At 72.4% G+C, this 25,768-nt stretch carries 22 protein-coding genes; 9 read left to right on the forward strand and 13 right to left on the reverse strand.

Annotation, left to right across the window (positions count from 1 at the left end; genetic code table 11):
• Positions 1-49: 49 nt before the first annotated feature.
• From ACGFYQ_RS01300 to ACGFYQ_RS01310, 3 genes are all read left to right on the forward strand, one after another.
• Positions 50-457: a single-stranded DNA-binding protein gene (locus ACGFYQ_RS01300; RefSeq protein WP_393738684.1), complete on the forward strand. Its 408-nt coding sequence runs from the start codon at positions 50-52 to the stop codon at positions 455-457.
• A gap of 266 nt (positions 458-723) precedes the next feature.
• Complete coding sequence (locus tag ACGFYQ_RS01305; RefSeq protein WP_393739678.1) at positions 724-1,878, forward strand: thioester domain-containing protein; 1,155 nt, start codon at positions 724-726, stop codon at positions 1,876-1,878.
• Between the two features lie 33 nt (positions 1,879-1,911).
• A complete protein-coding gene (locus tag ACGFYQ_RS01310; protein ID WP_393738686.1) occupies positions 1,912-3,390 on the forward strand; it encodes a bifunctional phosphatase PAP2/diacylglycerol kinase family protein in 1,479 nt (492 codons plus the stop codon).
• A 251-nt stretch (positions 3,391-3,641) separates the two neighbouring features.
• Here the strand turns inward: ACGFYQ_RS01310 and ACGFYQ_RS01315 are convergent, their stop codons facing one another.
• Positions 3,642-4,214: a hypothetical protein gene (locus ACGFYQ_RS01315; protein WP_393738688.1), complete on the reverse strand. Its 573-nt coding sequence runs from the start codon at positions 4,212-4,214 to the stop codon at positions 3,642-3,644.
• Between the two features lie 362 nt (positions 4,215-4,576).
• Between ACGFYQ_RS01315 and ACGFYQ_RS01320 the strand changes: the two genes are divergently transcribed.
• From ACGFYQ_RS01320 to ACGFYQ_RS01340, 5 genes are all read left to right on the forward strand, one after another.
• Positions 4,577-5,080 carry a hypothetical protein gene (locus tag ACGFYQ_RS01320; RefSeq protein WP_393738690.1) on the forward strand — a complete coding sequence of 168 codons (504 nt, stop codon included), beginning with the start codon at positions 4,577-4,579 and terminating at the stop codon, positions 5,078-5,080.
• Between the two features lie 209 nt (positions 5,081-5,289).
• Positions 5,290-6,051, forward strand: a complete 762-nt coding sequence (locus tag ACGFYQ_RS01325) for an HU family DNA-binding protein (protein WP_393739680.1) — start codon at positions 5,290-5,292, stop codon at positions 6,049-6,051.
• A 397-nt stretch (positions 6,052-6,448) separates the two neighbouring features.
• Positions 6,449-8,113, forward strand: coding sequence for an energy-dependent translational throttle protein EttA (gene ettA / locus ACGFYQ_RS01330; protein WP_393738692.1), 1,665 nt, complete (start codon positions 6,449-6,451; stop codon positions 8,111-8,113).
• Positions 8,114-8,123: 10 nt separating this feature from the next.
• On the forward strand, positions 8,124-8,579 hold the full coding sequence (locus tag ACGFYQ_RS01335; RefSeq protein ID WP_393738694.1) for an acyl-CoA thioesterase: 456 nt from the start codon (positions 8,124-8,126) through the stop codon (positions 8,577-8,579).
• Entirely contained in the window at positions 8,576-9,304 is a 729-nt protein-coding gene (locus ACGFYQ_RS01340) for a hypothetical protein (protein ID WP_393738696.1), read from the forward strand. The genes ACGFYQ_RS01335 and ACGFYQ_RS01340 overlap by 4 nt, the downstream gene beginning before the upstream one ends.
• A gap of 13 nt (positions 9,305-9,317) precedes the next feature.
• On the opposite strand, the gene ACGFYQ_RS01345 is transcribed toward ACGFYQ_RS01340, so the two are convergent.
• Positions 9,318-9,722, reverse strand: a complete 405-nt coding sequence (locus ACGFYQ_RS01345; protein ID WP_362391801.1) for a globin — start codon at positions 9,720-9,722, stop codon at positions 9,318-9,320.
• A gap of 114 nt (positions 9,723-9,836) precedes the next feature.
• Here ACGFYQ_RS01345 and ACGFYQ_RS01350 point away from each other — a divergent pair, with 114 nt between their 5' ends.
• Complete coding sequence (locus tag ACGFYQ_RS01350) at positions 9,837-10,826, forward strand: methyltransferase domain-containing protein (RefSeq protein WP_393738698.1); 990 nt, start codon at positions 9,837-9,839, stop codon at positions 10,824-10,826.
• 1 nt (position 10,827) lies between these two features.
• Here the strand turns inward: ACGFYQ_RS01350 and ACGFYQ_RS01355 are convergent, their stop codons facing one another.
• From ACGFYQ_RS01355 to ACGFYQ_RS01405, 11 genes are all read right to left on the reverse strand, one after another.
• Positions 10,828-11,880, reverse strand: coding sequence for an FHA domain-containing protein (locus tag ACGFYQ_RS01355; RefSeq protein WP_393739682.1), 1,053 nt, complete (start codon positions 11,878-11,880; stop codon positions 10,828-10,830).
• A 47-nt stretch (positions 11,881-11,927) separates the two neighbouring features.
• Positions 11,928-13,253, reverse strand: coding sequence for a VWA domain-containing protein (locus tag ACGFYQ_RS01360; RefSeq protein WP_393738700.1), 1,326 nt, complete (start codon positions 13,251-13,253; stop codon positions 11,928-11,930).
• Positions 13,254-13,289: 36 nt separating this feature from the next.
• On the reverse strand, positions 13,290-14,747 hold the full coding sequence (locus ACGFYQ_RS01365) for a protein phosphatase 2C domain-containing protein (protein ID WP_393738702.1): 1,458 nt from the start codon (positions 14,745-14,747) through the stop codon (positions 13,290-13,292).
• A 3-nt stretch (positions 14,748-14,750) separates the two neighbouring features.
• Positions 14,751-17,624 carry a tetratricopeptide repeat protein gene (locus ACGFYQ_RS01370; RefSeq protein ID WP_393738704.1) on the reverse strand — a complete coding sequence of 958 codons (2,874 nt, stop codon included), beginning with the start codon at positions 17,622-17,624 and terminating at the stop codon, positions 14,751-14,753.
• The gene (locus ACGFYQ_RS01375; RefSeq protein WP_393739684.1) at positions 17,621-18,868 is read right to left on the reverse strand and encodes a hypothetical protein; all 1,248 of its coding nucleotides are present in this window, start codon (positions 18,866-18,868) and stop codon (positions 17,621-17,623) included. The genes ACGFYQ_RS01370 and ACGFYQ_RS01375 overlap by 4 nt, the downstream gene beginning before the upstream one ends.
• A gap of 122 nt (positions 18,869-18,990) precedes the next feature.
• A complete protein-coding gene (locus ACGFYQ_RS01380) occupies positions 18,991-19,944 on the reverse strand; it encodes a glutamate ABC transporter substrate-binding protein (protein WP_393739686.1) in 954 nt (317 codons plus the stop codon).
• A gap of 179 nt (positions 19,945-20,123) precedes the next feature.
• Positions 20,124-21,464: a hypothetical protein gene (locus ACGFYQ_RS01385; protein ID WP_393739688.1), complete on the reverse strand. Its 1,341-nt coding sequence runs from the start codon at positions 21,462-21,464 to the stop codon at positions 20,124-20,126.
• Positions 21,465-21,715: 251 nt separating this feature from the next.
• Complete coding sequence (locus ACGFYQ_RS01390) at positions 21,716-22,705, reverse strand: N-acetylglucosamine kinase (protein ID WP_393738706.1); 990 nt, start codon at positions 22,703-22,705, stop codon at positions 21,716-21,718.
• Entirely contained in the window at positions 22,696-23,961 is a 1,266-nt protein-coding gene (locus ACGFYQ_RS01395; protein WP_393738708.1) for a 6-phospho-beta-glucosidase, read from the reverse strand. The genes ACGFYQ_RS01390 and ACGFYQ_RS01395 overlap by 10 nt, the downstream gene beginning before the upstream one ends.
• Positions 23,962-23,967: 6 nt before the next feature.
• Entirely contained in the window at positions 23,968-24,819 is an 852-nt protein-coding gene (locus tag ACGFYQ_RS01400; RefSeq protein ID WP_393738710.1) for a carbohydrate ABC transporter permease, read from the reverse strand.
• Positions 24,816-25,766 (reverse strand): carbohydrate ABC transporter permease, encoded by a 951-nt coding sequence (locus ACGFYQ_RS01405; RefSeq protein WP_393738712.1) that lies wholly within the window; start codon positions 25,764-25,766, stop codon positions 24,816-24,818. Before ACGFYQ_RS01405 ends, ACGFYQ_RS01400 begins: the two co-directional genes overlap by 4 nt.
• Between the last annotated feature and the right edge of the window lie 2 nt (positions 25,767-25,768).

Below are 25,768 nucleotides of genomic sequence, written 5' to 3' on the forward strand. Positions count from 1 at the left end.
TCGTGCGGATGGTCCGTACGGGTGCGAATCACGGGGGAGGGCGGCCGGGATGAACGACACCCAGGTGACGCTGGTGGGGTACGTGGCGACGCAGATCGACTACAAGGAGACGGTAGGCGGTCCTTCGGCGAGGTTCCGGTTCGCCGTGACGCCGAGGTACTTCGACCGGCGCAAGGAGGCCTGGACGGACGGGTCCACCAGCTTCTACACGGTGTGGGCGCGGCGCACCCTCGCGGTGAACCTGGCCGGTTCCGTGTCGGTCGGCGAACCGCTGGTGGTGCACGGCCGGCTGCGGGTGCGGGAGGACCCGCCCGACGGGGCGGGCCACCGGTGGGTCTCGGTGGAGATCGACGCGACGGCCGTCGGGCACGACCTGAACCGCGGGACGGCCGCGTTCCGCCGCGTCGTCAAGACGGATACGCCGCTGATGGGCACTCAGAAGGCGGCGGTGGTCTGAGTGTTCGAGCCCGATAGGATTCGCCGGTACTCACGGGCACCTGGGTCTTTGGCCCGAAGGGGAAGACTGTGTCGATTGCCGTTCCCGCATCCTCCGTTCCTGCTTCCGTTCCAGTTTCCGCCGGCTCCGCCGCTCGCTCCGCCGGGTGCTCCTCCGGTGGCTCCTCCGCTCCTTCTTCCGCTCCTTCTTCTGCTTCTCCCTCTCCTTCCTCCGTTCCTGAGCCGGTTCCCGATTCCGGTCCGGTACGGGGCTCCGCGCGCCGACCGCTGGCGGTGGCCCTGCTGGCCGCGGCCCTCGCCGCCGCGCCCGGCGCGCAGGCGGCCGCCGACTCCGACCCGGCGGTCTCCCGGGCGCCGGAGGGCGCGAGCGCCGTGCTGGACGGGCTGAAGACCTACGGGCAGGCGGTCCTCCACTCCGGGGACGGGTCGGTCCGGCAGATCCCGGCCGGCCTCTACGAGATGCGGGTCGACGGCGGGGGGATGCTCCAGACGTACGGGGTCGGCGTCGCGGGCAACGCGCAGCCCCAGGCCCGGTACACCGAGAGCGGCTGGGCCGGCAGCCCGCTGGCCGGGAACAGGGAGGCGGGCCGGATCCGCTGGGTCCTGGAGCACTCCTATCCCCAGCTGAACGACCTGGCCGGGCTCGCCAAGGCGGCCGGGGCCGGGGCGCTCACCGCGGAGAGCGCGGCGGCCGGGACCCAGGTGGCGATCTGGCGGCTGGCGGACGGGGTGCAGGTCGAGGCTGCGGACCCGGCGGCGGAGAAGCTGGCCGACTATCTGCAGCGGCAGGCCGGGCAGCTGCCGGAGCCGCCCGCCTCGCTCGGGCTGGACCCGGGCGGTGTGACCGGGGCGGTGGGCACCCGGCTCGGCCCGGTGACCGTGCGGACCGGGGCCCGGAGCGTGTCGGTCATCCCGGACGCGGCGGCCGTCGCGATGGGGGTACGGGTGGTGGACGCCGAGGGGCGGCCGCTGGAGTCCGCCGGCAACGGCAGCCGGCTGTACTTCGAGGTACCCGCGGGCACATCCGACGGGACGGCTTCGGTCACCGTCCAGGGCGCGACCAAGGTGCCGGTCGGGCGGGTGTTCAGCAGCGGGGTGCCGGCCCAGGCGCAGATCGTGGCGGGCTCCAGCGAGTCCTCGGCCGCCGCCACGGCCACGGCGGTCTGGCCGGAGCCCCCGGTGGTCCGGACGGCCGCCACCGAGGGCGGGAATGCGGTCACGCCTGCCGGGCAGCCGGGCATCCAGTCCGCCGCCGCCCAGACCACGCCGGACTCCCCGGACGAGGAGCGGCTGGCCACCAGCGGCAGCTCGGCGGCCACCCCGGTCATCGCCTCCCTGGCGGTCGGCCTGGTGGTCCTGGGCGGCCTGGTGGTCCTGCTGCTCCGCAAGCGCCCCCTGGACGAGGAGGACGGCCAGGCCTGATTTCGGATCCCTGCCCCGGGGTAGGGGCAGGCAATGGCGGATCAAGAACTGACCTGGCAGGGCGCGGTCGTGCGGTGGGACCGTCAACTGTTCGACATGGTGGCCCGGCGGCACTGGCCCGGCGCCGACCGGGTGCTGCCGCGGCTGGGACGGGCCGCGAACCACGGGGTGCTGTGGGGCGGTGCCGCCGCGGCTCTCGCCGCCTTCGGATCGGCCCGGGCCCGTAAGGCCGCCGTGCGCGGGGCCGCCTCGCTGGCGCTGGCCTCCGCGACCATCAACACCGTCGGCAAGTGGTCCGTACGCCGCCCGCGGCCGCTGCTGGACGGCGTACCCGCGGTGCGGCAGCTGGCGACGCAGCCGCAGACCACCTCCTTCCCGTCCGGGCACTCGGCGTCGGCCTTCGCCTTCACCGCCGGGCTGGCGCTGGAGTCCCCGGGCTGGGGCGCCGCGCTGGCTCCGGTGGCCGCGTCCGTGGCCTTCTCCCGGGTGTACACCGGCGTGCACTACCCCTCCGACGTGCTTGCGGGGGCCGCGCTGGGCGTGGCGGCGGGCTTCGTCGTGGACCGGCTCGCGCGGGACGCCCAGGAGGCCAGGATCGTGCCGGGCGACGAGCGGACCGCCTCCGGCGCGCCCGCGCTGCCCGACGGGGCGGGGCTCACCGTGGTGGTCAACACCGGATCGGGGACGGCCACGACCGCCGGACTCGACGTACTGCGCACCCGCCTCCCCAAGGCCGAGGTGATCGAGTGCGGGAGCCCGGACCTGGCCGCTCGGCTGGACGAGGCGGCCTCCCGCGCAACCGTCCTCGGGGTCTGCGGCGGCGACGGCACCGTCAACGCGGCCGCCACCGCAGCACTGCGCGCCGGGCTGCCGCTGGCGGTGTTCCCCGGCGGCACCCTCAACCACTTCGCGATGGACCTCGGCCTCGGCGGCCCCGAGGACACCTGCCGCGCCCTGGCCTCCGGCGACGCCGTCCACATCGGCGTGGGCCGCTTCACCCCCGGACCGGAGGGCCGGCCCGGCTATTTCCTGAACAACTTCAGCATCGGCGCCTACCCGGAGCTGCTGCGCCACCGACTGCGCTGGGGCCCGCGCATCGGCGGCGGCCCCGCCGCGCTGCTGGCGGCCTGGCAGGTGCTGCGCGCCCAGCGGCCCGTGCGGCTGCGGCTGGCCGGGCGGCCCCGGAGCGTATGGCTGCTCTTCGCGGGCAACGGCACCTACCACGGGACCGGCCCCACCCCCCGGCGCCGCGACAGCCTCGGCGAAGGCCTGCTCGACGTCCGGCTCGTCTACGGCGGCGGCCGCCCCGGCCCCCGCCTGCTGGCCGCCGCCTTCGCGGGCCCCCTGACCCGTTCCCCGGTCCACACCGCGACCCGGCTGCGCAGCCTGCGGATCGGGGACATCCCGGCGGGCACCCCCCTCGCCTACGACGGCGAGTACGCCGAGGCCCCCACGTCCCTCGTCCTCGACGAACTCCCCGACGCCCTCACCGTCTACCGGCCACGGACATGACCGTTCCGGCGGACGGCACCCCGGGCCGGACAGCTACCGTCCGCCTGGGCCGTCTGTGGGCCGTGAGGAGCGGAGGGACAGCTCTCAGGAGCCGGACGCAGCTAAGGGCTGTCCCGTAATCCCCGGCGGGCGCACGACGCCAGCTACGGCACCTCGCTGCGTTGTCGGAACGCCCGAATACGCCCAGTATGTGGGCGCCCCTCCGCCTTGCGATGCACCGCATCTGACGCCGTGCGCTGATCCACCGGGGATTACGGGACAGCCCTTAGCTCGGTCGGATTGTTTTCCACACCAAGATCAGCCCGCATTGCGCTGAGCATCTTCTCCCACTGCTCCCAGATCCGAGCGAAGTCCGCCCGAATCTCGTCGAACGATCCGTCCGGATCGGGATCTCCTTCTTCCAGGCACATGATCCGGCGATAGGTCTCCGACAGTGACTTCGTCATGTCATTCAGCTCGACCAACACCTGTCCGGACGCCACCATCTGAGCTTCAGCCAAGACTGAGTGGTGATCGCGTCGGGCCTCTTCGACCGCTTCCCTCGCTTCGGCGGTCACTGCTCCCTTGTGCACGATCCACAGAAAGTTCAGCAGGTGAGTTCGATAGCGGCGGAAAGCCGCGTTGACGTTCGTGTAGCCCTCGCGTCGGCGAGTCAGCCCGACCACCTGTTGCTCGCGGAGCCATTGCGTTTCGGCTACCTGTTGCTGACGCGTGAACTGTTCCGACTGCACGCGAGCCGTCAGGCGTTGCGACAGGACAGATGCTATGAGCGTGCCTGTGACTCCCACTACCGCGGCTGCTAACCCGATGAGCGCGCTTCCCACTGAACCCCCTGGCTGACCGCTGCCGTCATGTCAGCGGCATCCTGCCCCGTGGTGAGGCGGTGGCGGGCGCCTTTCGGGCACATCGGCACCGCCTCCGGACGGTTCTCAGGCAGCGAGGTCGGTGTCCCTCCCGGGCGTCGTGGCGCCTGACCTTGTGAACACGCTGTCGACTGCCCTCCTGGTTCGCCACTCCCGGCGATCGGACGCCTCACTTGTGGGCGTGATGTAGGTGGACCACATGCATCTACTCAGCTCATGCATCAGGGTGAGCGGGCAAGTCGGTGGCCGAATGACGAGAGCGACGGGGTACATCCAAATACGTCCGTACCGGGGTGGTCGGGAAATCTGAACGGGGTCAATGGATGGTAAGCAACGGTGACGCCGGGAAGGTCGAGTCGGCGCCGGACGGTTCGGATCGGTACAAACTTGCCTACGAAGCTGCCATGCATTCGCTGTCCCAGCAGGACGGCACTCTGGGAAACCTGCGGAACCGTGCAACGGGACTCGTCACGATCGCAACAGTGATCGCTTCCTTCGCGGGCTTCTTCGGCGTGGGGACAAAGGATAAACCTCTGCCAGCCGAATATGCAGTGGGTTTGGTCATTTTTATCGTGCTGATCGTCGCGGCCGTCATGTACGTCCTTATGCCCAAAAAAGATTGGGCGTTCGGCCCCGACGCAAAGGATATCCTCGATAGTGAATATGGAGGAAGTGAGCTGTTGTGGTCACAGGCGCTCGGGATGCACGATTCCGTTGCCGACAACGACAAGGAAATTAATCGGAGGGCTAAAGCGTACAGTGTGGCGGTTGTCCTGCTTGGCCTCGAAGCCGTGTATACGGTGATCGTCTCCCTGGTCTCCAGGTAACGAGAAAGCGAAACCCCATGGAGCAGCCTCCGATGCCTGATGATGCAGCGCAGCCAGGCGATCAGTCGCCCAAGCCCGGGCGGCCCTCTACGGGAACGAACCTCTGGGATCCCGAGCCGGGCAGTCCCCGTACGGGTACGAGTTTCAGGGCGGCAGCACCGAAGCCGGGCAATCCACGCAAAGGGCCAAGCCGCACGGTAAAGGAACCTGTGCATGGAAAGCCCCGCAAGGGAGTCAACAAGGCGGACCTCGCCGCCGTGATTACAGAAAGGCTTGGCAGCCGCCAGGCTGCGGTCGACGCGGTCGAAGCTGTCCTGGATGCGATCGTTCGCGCGGTTGTGGCGGGCGACCGGGTATCGATCACAGGATTCGGCTCGTTCGAGAAGGCTGAACGACCGTCCCGCTACGCCCGTAACCCGCAAACCGGCGAGCCCGTCCGCGTCAGGAAGACATCGGTACCCCGCTTCCGCCCGGGCCAGGGATTCAAGGACCTGGTCAGCGGCGCGAAACGGATGCCGAAGCGCGGCGAGGTAGCGGTGCGGAAGGCTCCGAAGGGCAGTCTGACAGCCGCAGGCGAGCCTGCGAAGAAGACCACGCCCGCCAAGAAGGCGGTGGCGAAGAAGGCCACGCCCGCCAAGAAGGCGGTGGCGAAGAAGGCCACGCCGGCCAAGAAGGCGGTGGCGAAGAAGGCCGCGCCGGCGAAGAAGGCCACGCCGGCCAAGAAGGCGGTGGCGAAGAAGGCCGCGCCCGCCAAGAAGGCGGTGGCGAAGAAGGCCGCGCCCGCCAAGAAGGCGGTGGTGAAGAAGGCCGCGCCCGCCAAGAAGGCCACAGCGAAGAAGACCGCCGTACAGAAGGCCGTGGCGAAGAAGGTCGCCGGGGAGACGGCCGCTGCCAAGAAGGCCACGTCGCCGAGGGGCACGGCCAAGAAGGCGCTGGCGAAGCAGGCCAACGGCAGGGGAGACACGCGGTAGCGATTGGCCTCCCGATGCGTGATCTTTGCGGCCCGCCCGCTCGGGGCGGGCCGTACCTTCTTCAGTGATGCCTACGACGAGATCCTGGTGGCGCGGAAGGCCGCCGGCGGCCGGCGCTGCCCCCGCCTGCATGGCCGATCCGACATGATCAGGGAAGGGCCTCGTAGCTCCTTGACCTGGATAGATCGGCTGAAGCGAGGCCGTCCCTGGGCCGTCCCTGGGCCGTCAGAGGGGGCCCGGGGACGGCCAACGGCGACCGATGACGGCCATGACCGGCAGGCCACCTGTGGCCAGTGCCCAGGTCAGGGCTCCGGGACCATACGCGTTTCCCCCGTGGGGTGGACGTCAGGCAAGATGGGGTGTATCTGCCCACACTCGATCTGCCGGACGGTTTCTCTTGGCTGAGTTCATCTACACCATGCGCAAGACGCGCAAGGCGCACGGCGACAAGGTGATCCTTGATGACGTCACCTTGAACTTCCTGCCCGGCGCGAAGATCGGTGTGGTCGGCCCGAACGGCGCCGGTAAGTCCACCGTTCTGAAGATCATGGCGGGCCTGGAGCAGCCGTCCAACGGCGACGCCTTCCTGTCGCCCGGCTTCACCGTCGGCATCCTCATGCAGGAGCCCAAGCTCGACGAGTCGAAGACCGTCCTGGAGAACGTCCAGGACGGCGCCGCCGAGATCATGGGCAAGCTCAAGCGCTTCAACGAGGTCGCCGAGGAGATGGCGACCGACTACACCGACGCGCTCATGGACGAGATGGGCAAGCTCCAGGAAGTCCTGGACCACGCCAACGCCTGGGACCTCGACGCCCAGCTGGAGCAGGCCATGGACGCCCTGGGCTGCCCGCCCGGCGACTGGCCCGTCACCAACCTCTCCGGTGGCGAGAAGCGCCGTGTCGCGCTCTGCAAGCTGCTGATCGAGGCCCCGGACCTGCTCCTCCTCGACGAGCCCACCAACCACCTCGACGCCGAGTCGGTGAACTGGCTCGAGCAGCACCTGTCGCAGTACAAGGGCGCCGTGGTGGCCGTCACCCACGACCGGTACTTCCTCAACAACGTCGCCGAGTGGATCCTCGAGCTCGACCGCGGCCGCGCCCACCCCTACGAGGGCAACTACTCCACCTACCTGGAGAAGAAGGCCACCCGTCTCAAGGTCGAGGGCCGCAAGGACGAGAAGCGCCAGAAGCGCCTCAAGGAAGAGCTGGAGTGGGTCCGCTCCAACGCCAAGGGCCGCCAGACCAAGTCCAAGGCCCGTCTGGCCCGCTACGAGGAGATGGCGGCCGAGGCGGACAAGATGCGGAAGCTGGACTTCGAGGAGATCCAGATCCCGCCGGGCCCGCGTCTCGGTTCCATCGTCGTCGAGGTCAACAACCTCTCGAAGGCCTTCGGCGACAAGGTCCTCATCGACGACCTGTCCTTCACCCTGCCGCGCAACGGCATCGTGGGCATCATCGGCCCCAACGGCGCCGGCAAGACCACGCTCTTCAAGATGATCCAGGGCCTGGAGGCGCCGGACTCCGGCTCCGTCAAGATCGGCGAGACCGTCAAGATCTCGTACGTCGACCAGTCCCGCGCCAACATCGACCCCAAGAAGACCCTCTGGGCGGTCGTGTCGGACGAGCTGGACTACATCAACGTGGGCCAGGTCGAGATGCCGTCCCGCGCGTACGTCAGCGCCTTCGGCTTCAAGGGCCCGGACCAGCAGAAGCCGGCCGGCGTCCTGTCCGGTGGTGAGCGCAACCGCCTCAACCTGGCGCTGACGCTCAAGGAGGGCGGCAACCTGCTGCTCCTCGACGAGCCCACCAACGACCTCGACGTCGAGACCCTGTCCTCGCTCGAGAACGCGCTCCTCGAATTCCCCGGTGCGGCCGTGGTCATCTCCCACGACCGCTGGTTCCTGGACCGGGTCGCCACGCACATCCTGGCGTACGAGGGCGAGTCCAAGTGGTACTGGTTCGAGGGCAACTTCGAGTCGTACGAGAAGAACAAGATCGAGCGTCTCGGCGCGGACGCGACCCGTCCGCACCGCGCCACGTACAAGAAGCTCACCCGAGGCTGAGGTCCGCACCATGGCCAGACACCACTACCGGTGCCCCCTGCGCTGGTCGGACATGGACTCCTTCGGACACGTGAACAACGTGGTCTTCCTCCGTTACCTGGAGGAGGCGAGGATCGACTTCATGTTCCGGCTGGCGCCGGGGGAGGGCAGCGAGTCCTTCACGGGCGGGTCCGTCGTGGCCCGGCACGAGATCGACTACAAGCTGCCCCTCGTGCACCGTCACGAGCCGGTGCTCATCGAGTCCTGGGTGACCCGGATAGGCGCCGCGTCCCTGACCATCGGCTACGAGGTCAAGGACGAGGCGACCGGGGACTCGCCCGAGAAGGTCTACGTGCGCGCCTCGACCGTGGTCGTGCCCTACAACCTCGCCGAGGGGCGGCCCCGCCGCATCACGGCCGAGGAGAAGCACTTCCTGGAGAAGTACCTCGACGAGCCGGTCGGCTCGGAAGGACGCCTCGCGGCATGAACGAACGGCTGCACTTCGCCGACTCCGGGGAGGCGGCGGACCTCGCCGCCTTCCTGGGCCGGCTGGTGCACTACGACCGCGCCGCCGCCGTCCGCCTCCAGGGGGGTGGCGGCGCGCTCGCCGTTTTCGGGCGGCCGCCGTCCTTCGAGGTCCTGGCCATCCGTACGGTGCGGCTCGCCGCACCCGTCGAAACGCCGCTCGACCTGACGGTCTCCGCCGGTGAGCTCCTGGAATCCGTGGACGAGGCCTCGGCCGCGGCCACGGTGCCCGGGCCGGTCACCGGGCCGCCGTGGACCGGGGTGCTCCCGCCGCGCGGCGGCTGGCGGCAGCTGCCCGGGCTGCCCGGGCCCGAGGAGATGGGGGCCGCCGTCGCGGACGCCGTCGCCGAGTTCCGCGCCCGCGACGAGGCCCTGCCCGCACAGCACCGGACCCGGTCCGAACGCGACCGCATCGGCCGCGAGATCTGGTCCCGGACGCTGGGCGACACCGAACTCCCGCTGCGCGCCGTGCACGCCGCGCAGTCCCTGGGCTTCCTGCGGCCGGTACGGTCCACCGTGCCCGCCGCCACCCCGCGTACGGCGACCGCGCCCGACCCGGTGGCGCTGCTCGCCGCCGGGAGCTGGCTGCGGCTGCGTACCCCGTACGGCTCCGTCGCCATGCGCCGCCCCGGCGTGGGCGGCGGCCTGGGCGCCCTCCAGGTCCGCCCGGTCCGGACCTCGGGCTGAACCGCAGGCCCGGCTAACCCGCCGTGTTGATCATCGACGCGGCGGCGTACGTGAGGTACTTCCACAGCTGGGCCTCGTGCTCGGGCGCCAGGCCCAGCTCGTCCACCGCGACCCGCATGTGGCTCAGCCAGGCGTCGTGCGCCGCCGCGTCCACCTGGAACGGGGCGTGCCGCATCCGCAGGCGCGGATGGCCGCGGTGCTCGCTGTAGGTGGTCGGGCCGCCCCAGTACTGCATCAGGAACAGCGTGAACCGCTCCTCGGCCGGGCCCAGGTCCTCCTCCGGGTACATCGGGCGCAGCAGCGGGTCCTCCGCGACCCCCTGGTAGAAGCGCCGGACGAGGCGGCGGAAGGTCTCCTCGCCGCCCACCTGCTCGTAAAAGGTCTGCTCCTGAAGCGTGCCCCGCGGAATCTCGTTCACCCGACCATCGTCTCAGACGCCCGGACGGAGGACCGGGGTCCTAGGACCCCGCGGACTCCGCTGTGTGGACTCCGCGAGGTCGCACCCGAGGTCCGCCCGCAGGACAGTTGAGTCATGGGCGCACACACCTCACGTACCACCGGCGTACGGGATCTGCGCGAGACCGCGCACGCCGCCCAGGTGCGGGAGCTGACGGCGGCCGGGGTGCTGGACGACCCGGCCTGGCGGGCGGCGTTCGCCGCCGTGCCCCGGCACGTGTTCGTCCCCTATTTCTGGACCGGCCGCGGCGCCGGCCACGAACGGCTGTGGGCCGAGGACCCCGACCCCGAGCAGCGGGCCCGCTGGCTGCGCGGGGTCTACGAGGACACCCCGCTCGCGACCCGGCTGCGCGACGGCGAGCTGGTCTCCTCCAGCAGCCAGCCCTCGCTGATGGCGAAGATGCTCCGGGCGCTGGACGTGCGCGACGGCGACAACGTGCTGGAGATCGGCGCGGGCACCGGCTACAACGCCGCCCTGCTCTGCCACCGGCTCGGCGACGACCTCGTCACCACCGTGGACCTCGACGAGGAGATCACCGAGTCCGCGCGGACACACCTGGCCGAGCTCGGCTACCACCCGACGGTGGTCACGGGCGACGGGGCGCGCGGCTGCCCCTCCCGGGCCCCGTTCGACCGGATCATGGTGACCTGCACGTTGCCGCTGGTCCCGCACGCCTGGCCGGCCCAGTGCCGGCCCGGGGCGCGGATCCTGGCCCCGCTGTCGACCGGGCTGATCGCGCTCACCGTCCGGGACGCCGACTTCGCCGAGGGCCGTTTCCTGCACAACCCGGCGTACTTCGTCCCGCTGCGCGGGGCCACGGCGGCGCCGCAGCCGCCGGCCGGGGTGCCGTACGGGCTCCCGTACGAGCTGGTGGAGAACGAGCGCTTCCAGTTCATGCACGTGCTGACCGCGGGCGTCCTGCACCCCCGCGAGGCCCTGGACCTGTGGCGCAGTGAGGACCGTCCGGCCCGCGAGCGCTTCGGGGTCACGGTGACCGACGAGGGCCAGTGGGCGTGGCTCGACGATCCCCAGGGGCCCTACACATGGCCCCTGGGAGAGGGGTGAATCAGCCGCGGCGGATGGTGATCGTGGTCCAGGCGCCGACGTGGACGCGGTCGCCGTCGGTGAGCGGGACCGGGACGTAGGGCTGGATCGGCTCCTCGCCGCCGTTGATGGTGGTGCCGTTGGTGGAGTTCTGGTCCACCACCGCCCAGCTGAGGTCGGGCTGCTGGACGAGGACCGCGTGCTGGTGGGAGACGCCCGGGTCCTCCGGGGGCACCGACAGGTCGATGTCGGGGGACTCGCCCGTGGAGGCACGGCGGCGGCCGATGGTGATCTGGCCGCCGGAGAGCGGCAGATGCTGCTCCGGGGAGTACGCGGGCAGGTTGAGCGAGGCCGCCTCGGGGCCGCTGCGCTGCATCATCGCCATGAAGTACGAGCGGTCGGGGCCGATCGTCGCGGTCCAGGAGGCGCTCTGGGGCGGGTAGGACTGGTGCTGCTGCTGTGCCGGAGGCTGCTGCTGATACTGCGGCGGCTGGTGCTGCTGGTACTCCTGCTGGTACTCCCGCTGCTGAGGCGGCTGCGGGGGCTGCTGCTGGTACTGGGGCTGAGCAGGCTGCTGGTACTCCTGCTGCGGCTCGTGCGCGGGAGGCGGCAGCAGCCAGTCGTCCTCGCGCTGGAGCGGCTCGGCCGGCCGGTTGACCCGGGACGGCCGCGAGCCCTGGTACTCGAAGTGGTCCTGGGAGTACGCCCCGGGCGCCTGCACGGGCGGCGGCGGAGGCGTGGACGGAGGCGTGGACGGGGGCATGGACGGGGCCATCGACGGCGGCGTGGCGCCGGTCCCCTGGGGTCCGGAATCCGGGGCGAGCGGGGTGTACGAGGTCGCCGTACGCGTCAGGAAGTTGTACCGGCACTCCTCGCAGAACGGCGCCATGGCCTCGCGCGGGGTCCGGCACTGCGGGCAGAGCTCCGCCTGGGCCGTCGGCTCACCGGCGGTCGGGGGGAAGCCGTAGCCGTAGGAGGGAGCCGGAGGGGGACCCTCCGAGGCAGCCATGCGGTGGCCGCAGACCTCGCACCAGTCGTCGGAGGCGGACTGGTGCCCGTTCGGGCAGGTCGGCATGGCGGCGCTTCCCCCTTCTTCTCCCTGCGTCATCGCGTCAGGTCTTCTCAGGTCTTCTTCACTCGGACGGTCTGCGTCGAACGCGTTTCGAGGGTCATCTCGTCGGCATCCGCGACCTTCGCCTTCAGCCGCACAGTACCCGCCGCCGCATCCACGACATCCACCACCTTCGCCAGGAGTTTCGCGGTGTCGGCGTTTCCGGAGGCACTCGCCAGCTGCACGGCGCGGCCGAGTTTGGCCGTGGCGCCGTCCACATCGCCCAGTTTGCGGGCTTCCAGTCCCTGCTGGATGGCCTGCGCGAGCTCCGCCTGTCCGGTGTAGTGGGCGACCTGCGGGTTGATGGCGGTGGAGGCGGCCAGATCGTCCGTCCACACCGCGCGCACCAATCCCTGTGCGAGCACGGCGGGCGGCTCGCCAGCCGTCCCCGGCAGGACGAGCGTGGCGCGGGCGGCGAGCATCTCCTGGCCCACGGACGCACTCGGGACGCGGACGCACACGTGGTACTCACGGGACTCGTCGCCCCAGGAGCCGGTCGGGTAGTCCCCGGCTCGCGGGCCCGCCTCGGTGCGGCGGTCGGTCAGGTCATGGACGGCGGGCGCGACCTGCTTGACGTACTGGATCTCCACCCCGACCGGGGTCCACAGGCGCAGCGCGACGTCCGCGACCTCCTTGCCCATGACGTTCTCCATCATGCGCGTGAAGTCCTCGGTGAGGTGGGCCGGATCGGCCACGATGTCGGCGGAGCCGAGCAGCGCGCTCGCGATGCCGGTGACCTCCTTGACCTCCCAGTCGGTGCCCACCCCGCGGGCGTCGCAGGTGAAGCGGCCCGCGCACGCGTCGAGGGTGGCGCGGAGCACGGCCGGCTCCTCGTGCTCGTTGCGGCCGTCGGTGAGCAGGATCCCGTGCCGTATGGCGGCGGGGGACTGGCGCAGCAGTCCGTCGGCGAGGCGCAGCCAGGTGCCGATGGCGGTGCCGCCGCCGGAGCTGAGGCCGCGCAGCGCCTCCTTGGCCTGGGCGCGGGTGACCGGGTCGGCGACGGCGAGGCGGCCCTGGCCCGGGTAGACCTCCTTGGCCACGTGCGTACCGGCGATCACGGCGAAGGAGGTGCCGTCGCGCAGGGTGTCGACGGCCGCGGCCGTGGCCTCGCGGGCGCCGCGCATCTTCTCCGGCGGGTACTCCATGGAGCCGGAGCAGTCGACCATGATCACGACAGCCGCCGTGCCCTGGGCGGCCGTCGCGCGGGTGGCGGTGGCACCGCCGGTGGAGGTGACCGTGACGATGGCGTGGACGTCCCGCCCGCCCTGCGGGAGGAACTCGTTCTGGTACACCTCCACGCTGAAGCGCGGGGCGCTGGGCTTGGCGAAGTTCGCCATCGGTTGGACTCCTAGGGGCTGGCTCGGGCAGGCGGGTCAGGCCTGAGGGCGCGCTTCCGGTTCCGTTTGTCTCCCCGGGCCCGGTTCCGGTTCCGTGCCCGGTTCCGGTTCCGGTGCGGTCTCCGTGTCGGGCGCGGCGGCGAACGGCACGACGGCCACGGTGACGTTGTCGTGTCCGCCGCCGTCGAGGGCGTGCCCCACCAGGACCTGCGCGCTGTGCAGGGGTCTGACGGCGGCGTCCGCGGGCAGCACCTGCGCCATCTCCCGGGCGGACTCCGCGTAGTTCCACAGGCCGTCGGTGCAGACGACGACCACACCGGGGTGGTCCGGCTTGAAGATGGCGGTGTGCGGTTCGAGGTCGTACGCATCGGCCCCGAGCCAGCCGGTGATGGCATGGGCGCGGACGTCGGCGTAGGCCTCGGCCTCGCCCATCAGCCCGGCCGCGACCATCTGGGCGGCCCAGGAGTCGTCCTCGGTGAGCCGGCGGGGCAGGGCGGCACGGTCGTCGGGGACCCAGTAGGCACGGCTGTCGCCCACCCAGCCGATGGTCAGCAGCCCGCCGCTGACGACGGCGCCGACCAGGGTGCAGGCGGGGGCGTTCTGCGCGCCGGGGGTCTCCGGGGCCAGGGCGTTGACCGCGGCCGCCGCGGCCAGGATCGCCTCGTGCATGGCCTCCTGGGGGTGGGCGCCGCGCGGGAGCGCGTCCAGCAGGGCCTCGTTGGCGGCGGCGGCCGCGGCCGCCGATGCCTCGTCGGGGCGGCTCGCGGAGGAGACGCCGTCGCAGACGATGGCCACGGTGGCGGCGGAGCCGTCGGGCAGGGCCGTGGCCGCGACCGCGAACGAGTCCTCGTTGCGGTGGTGGCGCAGCCCGCGGTCGCTGACGGCCGCGACGCTCCCGAGCTCCTCTTCGAGGTGGTCCCGCTCCCGGGGCTGGGCGTGCCCGCAGTGCTCGCAGTACCCGTCGGTGTCCACGTAACCCGACCGGCAGGCGACGCAGGTCTTGCCGCCCTCCGCCTGTCCCTGCGGGGCTCCGTACGGGGCCTCGTGCTCGGGGGCGGCGCCGCCTCGCGGGGTCCCCTCCGGGGGCGTGGCGGCGCCGCCGGGCAGGTCGTACCGGGCCTGCGGGCCGTCCGGCCCGCCGCCGTGCGCGTGCTCCGGCGAGCCCCACGGGGTGCCCTCCGGCGGGGTGCCGATGCCGTACGAGGCTTCGGCCGGGCGCGGCTCCGGCTGCGGTTCCGGTGCGGGCGTGGTCCAGTCGGCCGGACCGTCGACCAGGGTCGGCGCGGCCGCGGCCACGCTGCCCCACCCGGGCGCCGGCGCGGGCGCGGGCACGGCGGCGGCCGGTGGCGCCGTCGGCAGGGGGATCGTCGGATGGTCCACGGACGCGGCCGGGGGAGGGGCGGTGACCGCGTAGCCGCAGACACCGCAGAAGCGGTCACCCTCCTCCAGCGGTTCCGCGCAGCTGGGGCAGCCCGACAGCCGATGCATCGACATCAATCACACCCACGTCCGGGGACGGAAACGGTTTGCCCGCTCCACCAGTTCGATCCTCTCCTCGCCCCGCTGCGCCAGCCGTGCGAGTACGCGGTACGAGCGCTCCATTCCGAAGCGCAGGCCCCGTTCGTCCAGTTGGCTGCCGAGCAGCGAGGTCCTTCCGGGGTCGGAACCCCGGCTACCCGACAGTACCCAGTCGAGGGCCGAGCCCAGAACTTCCGTCGTGAGCCGCTCGTGGCGCTCCGGGTCCAGCCCGAACCGCCGCAGCGCCTCCACCTGGTCGGCGGCGGCCGCCAGATCGGCGAGCAGGGGCTCCTGCGGGGACCGGTCGCGCAGACGTGCGCGTACGGCCGCCACCCGCGCGGCGGTGTAGTGGATGGACGCCTCCGGTACGGACTCCAGCGTGCGCACGGCTCCGGCCCGGTCGCCGGCGGCCAGTCGGACCCGGGCCAGCCCGAAGGCCGCGCTCACGAACCCGGGGTCGGTGCTCCAGACGAGGCGGTAGTACTCGGCGGCGTTGTCCAGCTGGCCCAGGACCTCAGCGCACAGCCCGAGGGCCAGCTTCGGCGCGGGCTCGCCCGGGAAGGCGTCGTAGATCGCGTCGAAGGACAGGGCCGCGATCTCGTTCTCCCCGGTGGCCAGCGAGGCGATCCCGCGGGCCCACACCACCCGCCAGTCGTCCGGGTGCCGGGCCTCCAGCTCGGCCAGGGTGCGGCCGGCGGCGGCCAGTTCGCCCAGCTCCAGGCGGGCCCGCAGCTCCCGCAGCCGCAGCTCGGCCGAATCGGCCGGCGCCGAACCGAGGGCGCCCAGGAGGTCGCCGGGTGCGGTGGCCAGCAGGCCGGCGAGGAAACCGGCGTTGGGGTCGGCCGCGTCCACCAGCGGTACGGGCAGCGCCAGCGCGGTGTCGCGGGCGTCGAGCGTCGTCGCTCCCGCGGGCGGCGGCGGGGACACGGGTGCGGCCACCGGGCCCCCGGCCGGAGCCGACGCCATCGCCGTGGACACGGGCGCCGACCGGGGTCCCGGCACCGGCGCACCCGCCACATGCGTGGCGGTGGTTCCGAGCCCGGGCAGCGGCGCCCCGGCGGAGCCCGCGGGCAGGGCGGTCCCGCCGGGCGGGGTCCCGCCGACGGGCGGCTGCGGCCACGGGCCGGGTGCGCCCGCGGGCAGGGCGGCGCCGCCGAGCGGGGCACCGACGGGCTGTCCGCCGGGGCCGGGCGGACCGGCTGCGGCGGCGGCCGGGGTGCGGCGGCCGGGGCCGAACAGCCTGCTCCGCCGGGAGGCGGCGACCCGTTCGCCCAGCCGGGAGACCTCCGCCCCCGGCGCGTCGGTGAACAGCCGGGTGTCCGGAACGCGCAGCTCCGGGCCGAAGAGCGTGGACAGCTGCGGCCGCGGCCGGCCCGTCTGGAGGGCGACCACCTCCCGCAGCACGCCCGTCAGCTGGTCCGCCATCTCCTGCGCGGACGAGAACCGCCGCCCGGGATCCGGGTCGGTGGCCCGTACGAGCAGCCGGTAGAAGGACTCGTACCGCCCGAACACCTCGATGTGCTCCGGGTCCGGGAGCGAGTCCACGAACACATTGGTGTAGCCCTGGAAGTCGAAGGTCAGGACGGCCAGCGTGCGCGCCACCGTGTACAGGTCGGAGGCGACCGAGGGACCCAGCTCCGCGACCTCCGGGGCCTGGTAGCCCACTGTGCCGTAGATGGCCGACTCCTCGTCGTCCATCCGCCGCACCGCGCCCATGTCGATCAGCTTCAGCTGGTCCTGCTGCTGGATCGCGTTGTCGACCTTGAAGTCGCAGTACAGAAGGTTTCTGCTGTGCAAGTGGCCGAGCGCTTCCAGGGCCTCGATGCCGTACGCGCAGGCCTGCTCCACCGGCAGCGGATCACGCCGGCCGTCCGGCCGACGTCGCTCGTTCGCTATCTCCTTCAGCGACTTGCCGCCCACGTACTCCATGACGATGTACCCGTCCAGCGAACCGGTCCGCTGGTCCAGGTGCTCCACGAAGTTGTAGATCCGCACGATGTTGGAGTGCTCGATCTCCGCGAGGAAGCGCCGCTCGGAGATCGCGGCCTCCATCGCGTCCTGGTCCCCGGTGTCCAGCAGGCCCTTGAGCACCACCCACCGGTCCGAGACCGCCCGGTCCACCGCGAGGTACACCCAGCCGAGCCCGCCGTGCGCGAGGCAGCCGGCCACCTCGTACTGGCCGTGCACCACATCGCCCGCGCGCAGCTTGGGCACGAAGGAGTACGGGTGCCCGCACTTGGTGCAGAAGCCCTCCGTACGGCCCGGCCGCTCGCCCCGGGCCCGTCCCACCGGGGCCCCGCAGTCCGAGCGCGAGCAGAACCGCTTGCGCTCCGGCACCTCCGGGTTCTCCAGCACCGCCGCCGAAGGATCCGGACGGGGCACTTCCGGTACGTTGACCAGCCCGGCCCCGAGCCGGCCGCGCCCCGAGGACGACGGCGCCGAGCCCGAACTGCGCACCGACACCGACCGGGTGGAGGCGCTGCCCGACAGCGAGCGAGAGAGCCGCCCCGACACCGAGCGGCGGGACGACGACGAACGCGACGAACGCGAGGACCGCGCCGAGGCCGAGGACCGCGCCGAACCGTGCGAGCCCTGAGACCCCTGAGACCCATGCGATCCGTGCGACCCCTGCGACCCGTGTGAACCGAACGACCCACGGGACCCGGCGGACCCCAGGGAGCCGCGCGCCGCGCTCGTCATCCCCGTCGGCGGCGACACCAGCTCCTCCGCACCCGCCGCGACGGAGCCGACGGGCGCCAGCCCGCAGGTGTCGCAGTACAGCTCGCCGCCGCCCATGTCCTCGTACGTCCCCGGGCAGCCGGGGCGAACGCACGCCGTTCCGATCAGGCTCATGCGCCGTCCTTTCCGGGAGTCCCCGTGCCCTGCAACGCCTCGGCCGCCGACTGCTGGTAGCGCAGGACGGCCTGTTCGGCGGCCCGCAGGTCGCAGGGCGCGCTCCACAGCATCCGCCGGGCCGTGTCGTACCGCTCCATCAGCAGCGGGTCCTCCGCCAGCCCGTGCCGGGCCACCTTCGCCTTGTACGCGTCGAGCCGCCCGCGCAGTTCGGCCCGTACCGCCAAGGGTGCCGTCACCGCTGTCAACGATTCACGGGCCCTGCGCAGTTCCTCCTCGGCCCGTTCCTCCAGCGACTCCAGCAGCGGTGACAGCCGGTGCCAGCGGGACCGCCGCCGGTGCTCGGCCGCCGCCGCGAGCTGCTCCTGCAGCACCGTCGGCGGGCCGCTCACCGCGGGCACCTCCGACGCGGCGATCTTCGCCAGTACCTCGCCGCGCGCGGTCCGCGCCTCCGCCAGGGTCCGGTCCGCCCGCGAGAGCACGTCCCGCAGGCTGATCAGCCGCTGCTCGGCGTCCTGCCGTACGTCCAGCACGGCCTCGACCTCCCGGCGTACGTCCTCCAGCGCGAGCGCGGCCCGGTCGTAGCGCCTGGTGTCGGGGCGGCCGCCGCCGGGCGCGGAACTGCCCGTCGCCGGCACCCAGAACGCCAGCGGGTCCGCGATCACCTGCGCGCGCAGCTCCGCCAGCTCGGCGGTGATGGCCTCCAGGTCGTCGCCCGAGGGGTGTTCACCCGGGCGCACGCCCACGGAGTGGGCCAGGGAGCGGGTGCGGTGCAGCTCGGCGGCGAGCAGGTCGATCCGCGCGGGCAGCGCCGACCACACCGCGTCGGCGGCGACCACCACGTCCAGCGAGCTCGCGTACAGCTCGTTCATCCGGGCCACCAGCTCGGCGAGCGAGAGGCGCTCCGCCAGCGCGACGCCCTCCACGGCGGCGCCGGCGATCAGCACTCCGGGCCCGCGCAGCCGCTCGGTCAGCTCGACCAGGTCCTCGCGGTTCGGCCAGCGGCGCCGCTCGCGGACCTCCCGGGCGGCGCTCAGGGCCCCGCTGTAGGCGTCGAAGTACCTCCACAGCCGGGTGATGTCCGCGTCGGCGGCCGCCCACCGCTCCTTGGTGATCCCGGTCAGCCCGGCGCCTTCCAGCAGCCGGCGCCCGGCGTGGTCCTGGAGGGCGAGCAGGGACGTCTCGACGGCCTCGTGCTCCGCGCCCAGCCGGGACAGGGCGCGGTCGACGTCGTCCCGGTCCATCACTGCCGACCACGCCTCCACCGACTGTGCCTCCGCTTCCGCCTCCGTGCCCGACCCGGTGTCCGATCCGGTGTCCGAATCCGTGTCCTGCTCCGTGTCCGGTCCTCTGCCCGCCACCGGCCTCAGCCGTCCCGGTACTTGGGCGCGGGCGGTCCGGTCACGCCGGGCAGCACGGGCGCCAGGTGCTTGAGGTACGACTTCATCCACGGACTGTCGTTGCCGCCCGCACGATAGCCCTCCAGCACCTTGTTGACCCGGCGTACCAGGTCGGAGGCGTCCTTGTTCATCGCCACGCCGTAGAACTCGCGGGTGAAGGGCGAGCCGACCAGCTGTACCGCGGGGTCCTGCGCGGCCTGGCCGGCGGCGAGGGCGTTGTCCGTGATGATGCCGTCCACCTCGCCCAGCTGGAGGCGGACCAGGCAGTCCAGCTGGTTGGGCACGGTGACCGGCACCGAGCCGTACGACTGGGACTTCAGCGCGGCCTCCGCCGTGGAACCGGAGGCGAAGCAGATCCGCTTGTCCTTCAGGGAGGTGTCGTACCCGGTGATCGGCGAACCCTTGGGGGCCAGCACCTGCTGCCCCGCCTCGAAGTAGGCCGTCGAGAAGGCGACGTCCTCCAGCCGCTTGCAGTTGATGGTCATGGTCCGCACGACGATGTCGACGCGGCCCTCCTGGAGCGCGGGGACGCGCTGACTGGTGGGGATGGCCCGGTAGATCACCGCGTTCGGGTCGCCCAGGATGTCCTGGGCGATGGCCTTCACCAGGTCGATGTCGAAGCCGTCGAGGCCGCCGCCCTCCTTGGCCTGGTTGCGGTAGCCCCAGCGGAAGCTGTTCTGGTCCACGCCCGCGACGAGTTTGCCCGCCGCCTTGATCCGGGCGATGGCCGCGCCGTCCAGACCGGACGGGCGCAGGCTGGCCTCCGGGTCCGGGCAGGTGTCGGTGAGCACCCAGGGCGCGGCCGGGGCCACCGCCATCGAGGCGGGCTCGCGGACCACCGGCGGGTGTCCGGCGTCCGGTGTCGCCCGGGCCAGCGGCAGCAGCACGGCCCCCGCCGTCACGGCGCAGGCGGCGGCCATGGCGGTCACCCCGCCCCAGCCGCGCAGCCGGCCCGTCAGCCTCCGCACCCCGGACACCCCGGACACCCCGGACACCCCGGACACCCCGGACACCCCGGACACCTCGTTCCCGCCGCTCTTGCCGTTCCCGCCGTTCCCGTGACCTTCGGAGGCCCGCATCGCTCGTATCCGCATCGCTCTCACCTGTACTCCGAAAGCCTGCGCCCGATACCGAGCAGCGCCGCCGCCGCGCCGACGACCACGAGGGCCGCCGTGCCGGTCAGCAGGCCGCCCAGAGCGCCGAGCCCGTCCCCGGCCGCCCGGGTGAACTCCTGCTGCTCGTGGGCCACCGCCCGTTCCAGCGAGGCGTCCACGATGTCGAAGGCGGCCCCGCTGCTGTCCTTGTGGTCCTTGTCCCCGACGACCTGGGGCAGGGCGGCCTCGTAGTCCCCCTTCAGGTCCGCCTCCCGGGCCGCCGTGTGCCGCTGCTTCCACTGCTTCACGCCGTCCGCGGCGCGGGTCACCGGCTCCCGGCCCGCCTCGTCGTCGGCCAGCCGCAGCGCGGTCGCCAGCCCGGCGTCCAGCTCCTTCATGTTGGTCGTGAAGTCCACGTCGTACTTGTCGGACTTCTTGTCCTCGGCCAGTACGGCGCCCCGGGCGATCAGCGTCAGGTTCTCGCCCGCCCGCGCCTGGAGGGAGGCGATCCGCGCGTCGTTGAGCACCTTCAGGGACTCCTGCCCCTGTGCGCGGGCCTCACTCAGCGAGGACCGCGCCACCGTGTGCCCCACGGCCAGCCACAGCAGCACCACCACGGACGCGGCCGTCGCCGCCAGCAGACCGTGGTTGAACACCCTGTTCGTCCGCCGGTAGTTGCGCCACTGCGCCCACGCCAGGCCGGCGAGCGCGACCAGGCCCGCGGCGAGCGAGGCCAGCGGCCAGGACCGGGCGTCGTCGTAGTCCGTGTAGAGCCGGCCCGTCTCGGCCTCGTACAGCCGCTGCGCGGCCGGCAGCAGCTGCGTGGTCATCTGCTCGTTGGCGTACCGGAGATAGGCGCCGCCCAGCGGCAGGCCCTGCCGGTTGGCGGCCCGGGCCTGCTCGATCAGGCCGGTGTACCGCGGCAGCTGCTCGCTCAGCAGGGTGATCTGGGCGCGGGCGTCCTCGCTGCCCCCGGTGTTGGCGGCCGCGCTCACCAGCAGCCTGGAGGCGTTCGCTATGTCCTTCTCGTACCGCTGGCGGACCTCGTGCTCGTCCTTGGCGCCCAGCAGGAAGCCGCTGGAGGAGGCGGTGTCGGCGTCCGCGAGGGAGCGGTAGATGCTCGCCGCGTCCGCGCTCAGCGGCTGGCTGCGGCCCACGACGTCATCGGCGGCGGCGGACCGGCCGGAGATCTCCCAGAGGGCCACCGCGCCGAACAGCAGGATCAGGGCGGCCAGCGCGGCGCCGATGATCCGCAGCCGGCCGGGCTCGGTGGTCGCCGCGGCACGCAGCCGCTCCACGCCCTCGGCCCAGGCGGTACCCCGCCCCGGCGGGGCACCCGGCGGCATCGCCGGCGGCCCGGCGGGCGGCACGGCGAGACCGCCCCCCGGCGCGGGCGCGCGTGATGTGATGGCCACCGTGACCTCCCCCTCGGTCCTGTCCCTGCTCCGCAGCAGTATGGCCGTAGCGACGGTCGACCACAGCACCCGGTGCTGGATCTCGGGTGAGCCGCCCCCTGCGGCCGCCCCCGCCACCCCTTCACCGTCAATACGTCCCTACGACCTCCACGGTTCCAGAGATGCCGCCCCCCGGGGCCGGTTCACCCGAAATGGGCACGGAGTTTCGCGCCGGCCGAGGGCGGGGAGCCGAGCGCGTCCAGGCCCAGCAGCGCGGCACCCAGCACCGGCGGGGCCGTCACCACCGACACCCGGGCGCGCGGGGCCCGTTCGGCCAGGAGCTCCTCGATCCGCCCGTTGAGCTGCGGATGCCGGGCCGTCAGCACGCTGCCCCCCAGCACCACCGGCACCTCCTCGGACAGCAGGTCCAGGCGGCCCAGGGCCACCGTCGCCATGGTCGCGATCTCCTCCGCCTGCCGGTGCACCAGGGACAGCGCCACCGGGTCCCCGGCGGCCGCCACCGCGAACAGCACCGGAGTCAGCTCGTGCCGCCGCCCGCCCGGGATGCGGTCCAGATGCAGGGCCTCGATCAGCGCGTACATCGAGTCGAGGCCGAAGTGTGCGGGCAGGGCCCGGGCCAGCTCCGTCGCCTCGCCCCGGCCGTCCTCGGCGCGGGCCGCGAACCACAGGGCCTCCTCGGCCAGTCCGCCCCCGCCACCCCAGTCGCCGGAGATCCGGCCGATCGAAGGGAAGCGGGCGGTCCGCCCGTCCGCCGTCATCCCCACGCAGTTGATGCCCGCCCCGCACACCACCGCCACACCGCGCGGCCCGGCGCCCGAGGGCAGCCCGGCCCGCAGCAGGGCGAACGTGTCGTTGTGCACCGCCGTCGTGCGGCCCCAGCCCCGGCGCTCGATCTCGCGGGCCAGCGTCCACTCCTCCACCGGGAAATCGGCGTTCGCCAGACAGGCCGACACGTGATCGACACAGGGCCCGGCCTCTTCCCCGACGTACATGCCGACGGAGGCCATCGCCTCCGCGATCACGTCGACGGCCGCGGCCACGCCCGTGCGGAAGGGCTGGAAACCCCCGGCCCGCCCGGTGCACATCACCGAGCCGTCCGGGGCGACCAGTGACACGTCCGTCTTGCTGTTGCCCGCGTCGACGGCCAGCACGGAACGGAGCTTCACGCCCACGGCAGGTGCTCCTTGTTGTGCGCGAGCAGCCGGTCCGTCAGCCCCTCCGCGAGGTCGAACCGGCCGACCAGCGGATGCGCCAGCAGCGCCCGGAAGACCCGGTCGCGGCCGCCGCGCAGCGCCGCGTCCAGCGCGAGGTCCTCGTACGCCGTCACGTGCGAGATCAGCCCGGCGTGGAGCGGGTCCAGCCGCGGCACGGCCAGCGGCACCGGACCGGAGGCGTCGACGCGGGCCTGGACCTCGATGACGGCGTCGTCCGCGAGGAACGGCAGCGTCCCGTTGTTGAGCGTGTTGACCACCTGGACGGCCGGTCCGCCGTCGCCCAGCAGCGAGGCCGCCAGGTCCACGGCCGCCTCCGAGTAGAAGGCGCCGCCCCGCCGGGCCAGCAGTGCCGGCTTCTCGTCCAGCGCCGGGTCCGCGTACAGGGCGAGCAGCTCCCGCTCCATCGCGGCGACCTCGGCGGCCCGCGAGGGCTTGGTCGCGAGCTCCCGTACGACCTCGTCGTGCGCGTAGAAGTACCGCAGGTAGTACGACGGTACGACGCCCAGCCGGTCCAGCACGGCGCGCGGCAGCCGGATGTCCCCGGCGATGGCCTCGCCGTGCTCGGCGAGCAGCCGCGGCAGCAGGTCCTCGCCGTCCGGGCCGCCGCGTCGCACGCCCCGCTCCCAGGTGAGGTGGTTGAGGCCCACGTGGTCCAGGTGGATGTCGGCCGGCGCGAGGTCCAGCAGGGCCGCGAACTTCCGCTGGAAGCCGATGGCGACGTTGCACAGGCCGACCGCCTTGTGCCCGGCCCGGAGCAGGGCGCGGGTGACGATGCCGACCGGGTTGGTGAAGTCGATGATCCACGCGTCGGGGTTGGCCCGCCGGACCCGCTCGGCGATGTCGAGGACCACCGGGACGGTGCGCAGCGCCTTGGCGAGCCCGCCCGCGCCGGTGGTCTCCTGCCCGACGCAGCCGCACTCCAGCGGCCAGGTCTCGTCCTGGAGCCGGGCCGCCTGCCCGCCGACGCGCAGCTGGAGCAGGACGGCGTCCGCGCCGTCGACCCCCGCGTCGAGGTCGGAGGTGGTGGTGATCAGGCCCGGGTGCCCCTGCCGGGCGAAGATCCGCCGGGCCAGGCCGCCGATCAGCTCCAGCCGCTCGGCCGCGGGGTCGATCAGCACCAGTTCGCCGATCGGCAGGGTGTCGCGCAGCCGCGCGAAGCCGTCGATCAGCTCGGGGGTGTAGGTGGAACCGCCACCCACCACTGCGAGTTTCATCCGTCGCTAGCCTTTCACTCCGGTGAGGGTGACTCCCTCGACGAACGCCTTCTGGGCGAAGAAGAAGAGGACGATCACGGGCGCCATGACCAGTACGGTCGCGGCCATGGTCAGGTTCCAGTTGGTGTGGTGCGCCCCCTTGAAGGACTCCAGTCCGTAACTGAGGGTCCAGGCGGCCGGGTTGTCGGAGGCGTAGATCTGCGGGCCGAAGTAGTCGTTCCAGGCGCAGAAGAACTGGAACAGCGCGGCGGCGGCCATCCCGGGCTTCGCCATCGGCAGTACGACCCGCAGCAGGGTGCGCACCTCGCCGCAGCCGTCCACGCGGGCCGCGTCCAGGTACTCGCCTGGGATGGTCAGCAGGAACTGGCGGAGCAGGAAGATGGTGAAGGCGTCGCCGAACGCCATCGGGATGATCAGCGGCCACAGGGTGCCCGACAGGTCGAGCTGCTTGGCCCAGAACAGGTACATGGGGATGACCACCACCTGCGGCGGCAGCATCATCATCGCGATCACCAGCAGCAGGGAGAGCCGCTGCCCGCGGAAGCGGAACTTGGCGAGCGCGTACGCGACGGGCACGGAGGACACCACGGTCAACAGGGTGCCGAGCCCGGCGTACAACAGCGTGTTGCGCCACCAGGTCAGGAAGCCCGGTGTGTTCCACACCTGGGCGTAGTTGTCCCACTCCCAGGTGTCCGGCCACAGGTCGCTGGTCAGCGCCTGCCGGTCGCCCATCAGGGAGGTGAGCAGCAGGAACACGAAGGGGAGGACGAAGAACAGGGCGGCCGCCACGCCCAGGGAGTGCACGGCGATCCAGTGCAGTACGGGCTTGCCGCCGCGGGTGCTCGTGGTCGTGCTCAACCGCCCGCTCCGATCAGTCCGCCACGGCGGCGCATCAGGAGCGCGGTGAAGGCCATGGAGAGGGCGAACAGGACCAGTGCCACGACGCAGGCGGTGCCGTAGTCGAAGCGCTGGAAGCCGAGGTTGTAGACGAGCTGGGGCAGGGTCAGGGTCGACTTGTCGGGGTAGCCGGGCTCGAACTGCTGGCCCGAGCCGCCGATCACCCCGGCCGCCACCTTCCCGGCCACCAGCGGCTGGGTGTAGTACTGCATGGCCTGGATGACCCCGGTGACCACCGCGAACAGGATGATCGGCGAGATGTTCGGCAGGGTGATGTGCCGGAACCGCGCCCAGGCCCCGGCCCCGTCCAGCTCCGCTGCCTCGTACTGCTCCTTCGGTACGTCGAGCAGCGCGGCCATGAAGATGACCATCAGGTCGCCCACCCCCCACAGCGCGAGGGCGGTCAGCGCGGGCTTGGACCAGGCGGCGTCGGTGAACCAGCCGGGGGTGGGCAGCCCCACCGCGTCCAGCAGGCTGTTGACGGGTCCGGTGCCGGGGTTGAGCAGGAAGACGAAGGCGAGGGTCGCGGCGACCGGCGGGGCCAGGTAGGGCAGGTAGAAGAGGGTCCGGAAGATCCCGGCGCCCGTCTTGATCTTCGTGATGAGCAGGCCGGTGCCGAGGCCGAAGACGACCCGGCAGCTGACCATCACCACGACGAGCCACAGGGTGTTGCGCATCGCCGGCCAGAACAGCGGGTAGTCCGTGAAGACGTAGGTCCAGTTGTCCAGGCCGTTGAGGGCGGGCTGCCGGAAGCCGTCGTACCGGGTGAAGGAGAAGTACACGGTGGACAGCAGCGGGTAGGCGAAGAAGACCGCGAACCCGATCAGCCAGGGGGACATGAAGGCTGCGGTCCGCAGTGCGGACCGCAGGTGCTTCGTCCGCAGGGTGTGGGTGGTCGTCGAGGGCATCG

The organism is Streptomyces sp. NPDC048258 (genome assembly GCF_043201995.1).
In the GTDB taxonomy this organism is placed as follows: domain Bacteria; phylum Actinomycetota; class Actinomycetes; order Streptomycetales; family Streptomycetaceae; genus Streptomyces.

What these genes read in the sequence shown, in the direction of transcription:
- ACGFYQ_RS01350 (WP_393738698.1), top strand. Translation starts at nt 9,837, where the DNA reads ATGGGCGCACACACCTCACGTACCACCGGCGTACGGGATCTGCGCGAG.
- ACGFYQ_RS01370 (WP_393738704.1), bottom strand. Translation starts at nt 17,624, where the DNA reads ATGAGCCTGATCGGAACGGCGTGCGTTCGCCCCGGCTGCCCGGGGACG.
- ACGFYQ_RS01360 (WP_393738700.1), bottom strand. Translation starts at nt 13,253, where the DNA reads ATGGCGAACTTCGCCAAGCCCAGCGCCCCGCGCTTCAGCGTGGAGGTG.
- ACGFYQ_RS01380 (WP_393739686.1), bottom strand. Translation starts at nt 19,944, where the DNA reads ATGGCCGCCGCCTGCGCCGTGACGGCGGGGGCCGTGCTGCTGCCGCTG.
- ACGFYQ_RS01335 (WP_393738694.1), top strand. Translation starts at nt 8,124, where the DNA reads ATGGCCAGACACCACTACCGGTGCCCCCTGCGCTGGTCGGACATGGAC.
- ACGFYQ_RS01375 (WP_393739684.1), bottom strand. Translation starts at nt 18,868, where the DNA reads ATGGACCGGGACGACGTCGACCGCGCCCTGTCCCGGCTGGGCGCGGAG.
- ACGFYQ_RS01310 (WP_393738686.1), top strand. Translation starts at nt 1,912, where the DNA reads ATGGCGGATCAAGAACTGACCTGGCAGGGCGCGGTCGTGCGGTGGGAC.
- ACGFYQ_RS01395 (WP_393738708.1), bottom strand. Translation starts at nt 23,961, where the DNA reads ATGAAACTCGCAGTGGTGGGTGGCGGTTCCACCTACACCCCCGAGCTG.
- ACGFYQ_RS01385 (WP_393739688.1), bottom strand. Translation starts at nt 21,464, where the DNA reads ATGCCGCCGGGTGCCCCGCCGGGGCGGGGTACCGCCTGGGCCGAGGGC.
- ACGFYQ_RS01355 (WP_393739682.1), bottom strand. Translation starts at nt 11,880, where the DNA reads ATGCCGACCTGCCCGAACGGGCACCAGTCCGCCTCCGACGACTGGTGC.
- ACGFYQ_RS01405 (WP_393738712.1), bottom strand. Translation starts at nt 25,766, where the DNA reads ATGCCCTCGACGACCACCCACACCCTGCGGACGAAGCACCTGCGGTCC.
- ACGFYQ_RS01365 (WP_393738702.1), bottom strand. Translation starts at nt 14,747, where the DNA reads ATGTCGATGCATCGGCTGTCGGGCTGCCCCAGCTGCGCGGAACCGCTG.
- ACGFYQ_RS01340 (WP_393738696.1), top strand. Translation starts at nt 8,576, where the DNA reads ATGAACGAACGGCTGCACTTCGCCGACTCCGGGGAGGCGGCGGACCTC.
- ACGFYQ_RS01300 (WP_393738684.1), top strand. Translation starts at nt 50, where the DNA reads ATGAACGACACCCAGGTGACGCTGGTGGGGTACGTGGCGACGCAGATC.
- ACGFYQ_RS01320 (WP_393738690.1), top strand. Translation starts at nt 4,577, where the DNA reads ATGGTAAGCAACGGTGACGCCGGGAAGGTCGAGTCGGCGCCGGACGGT.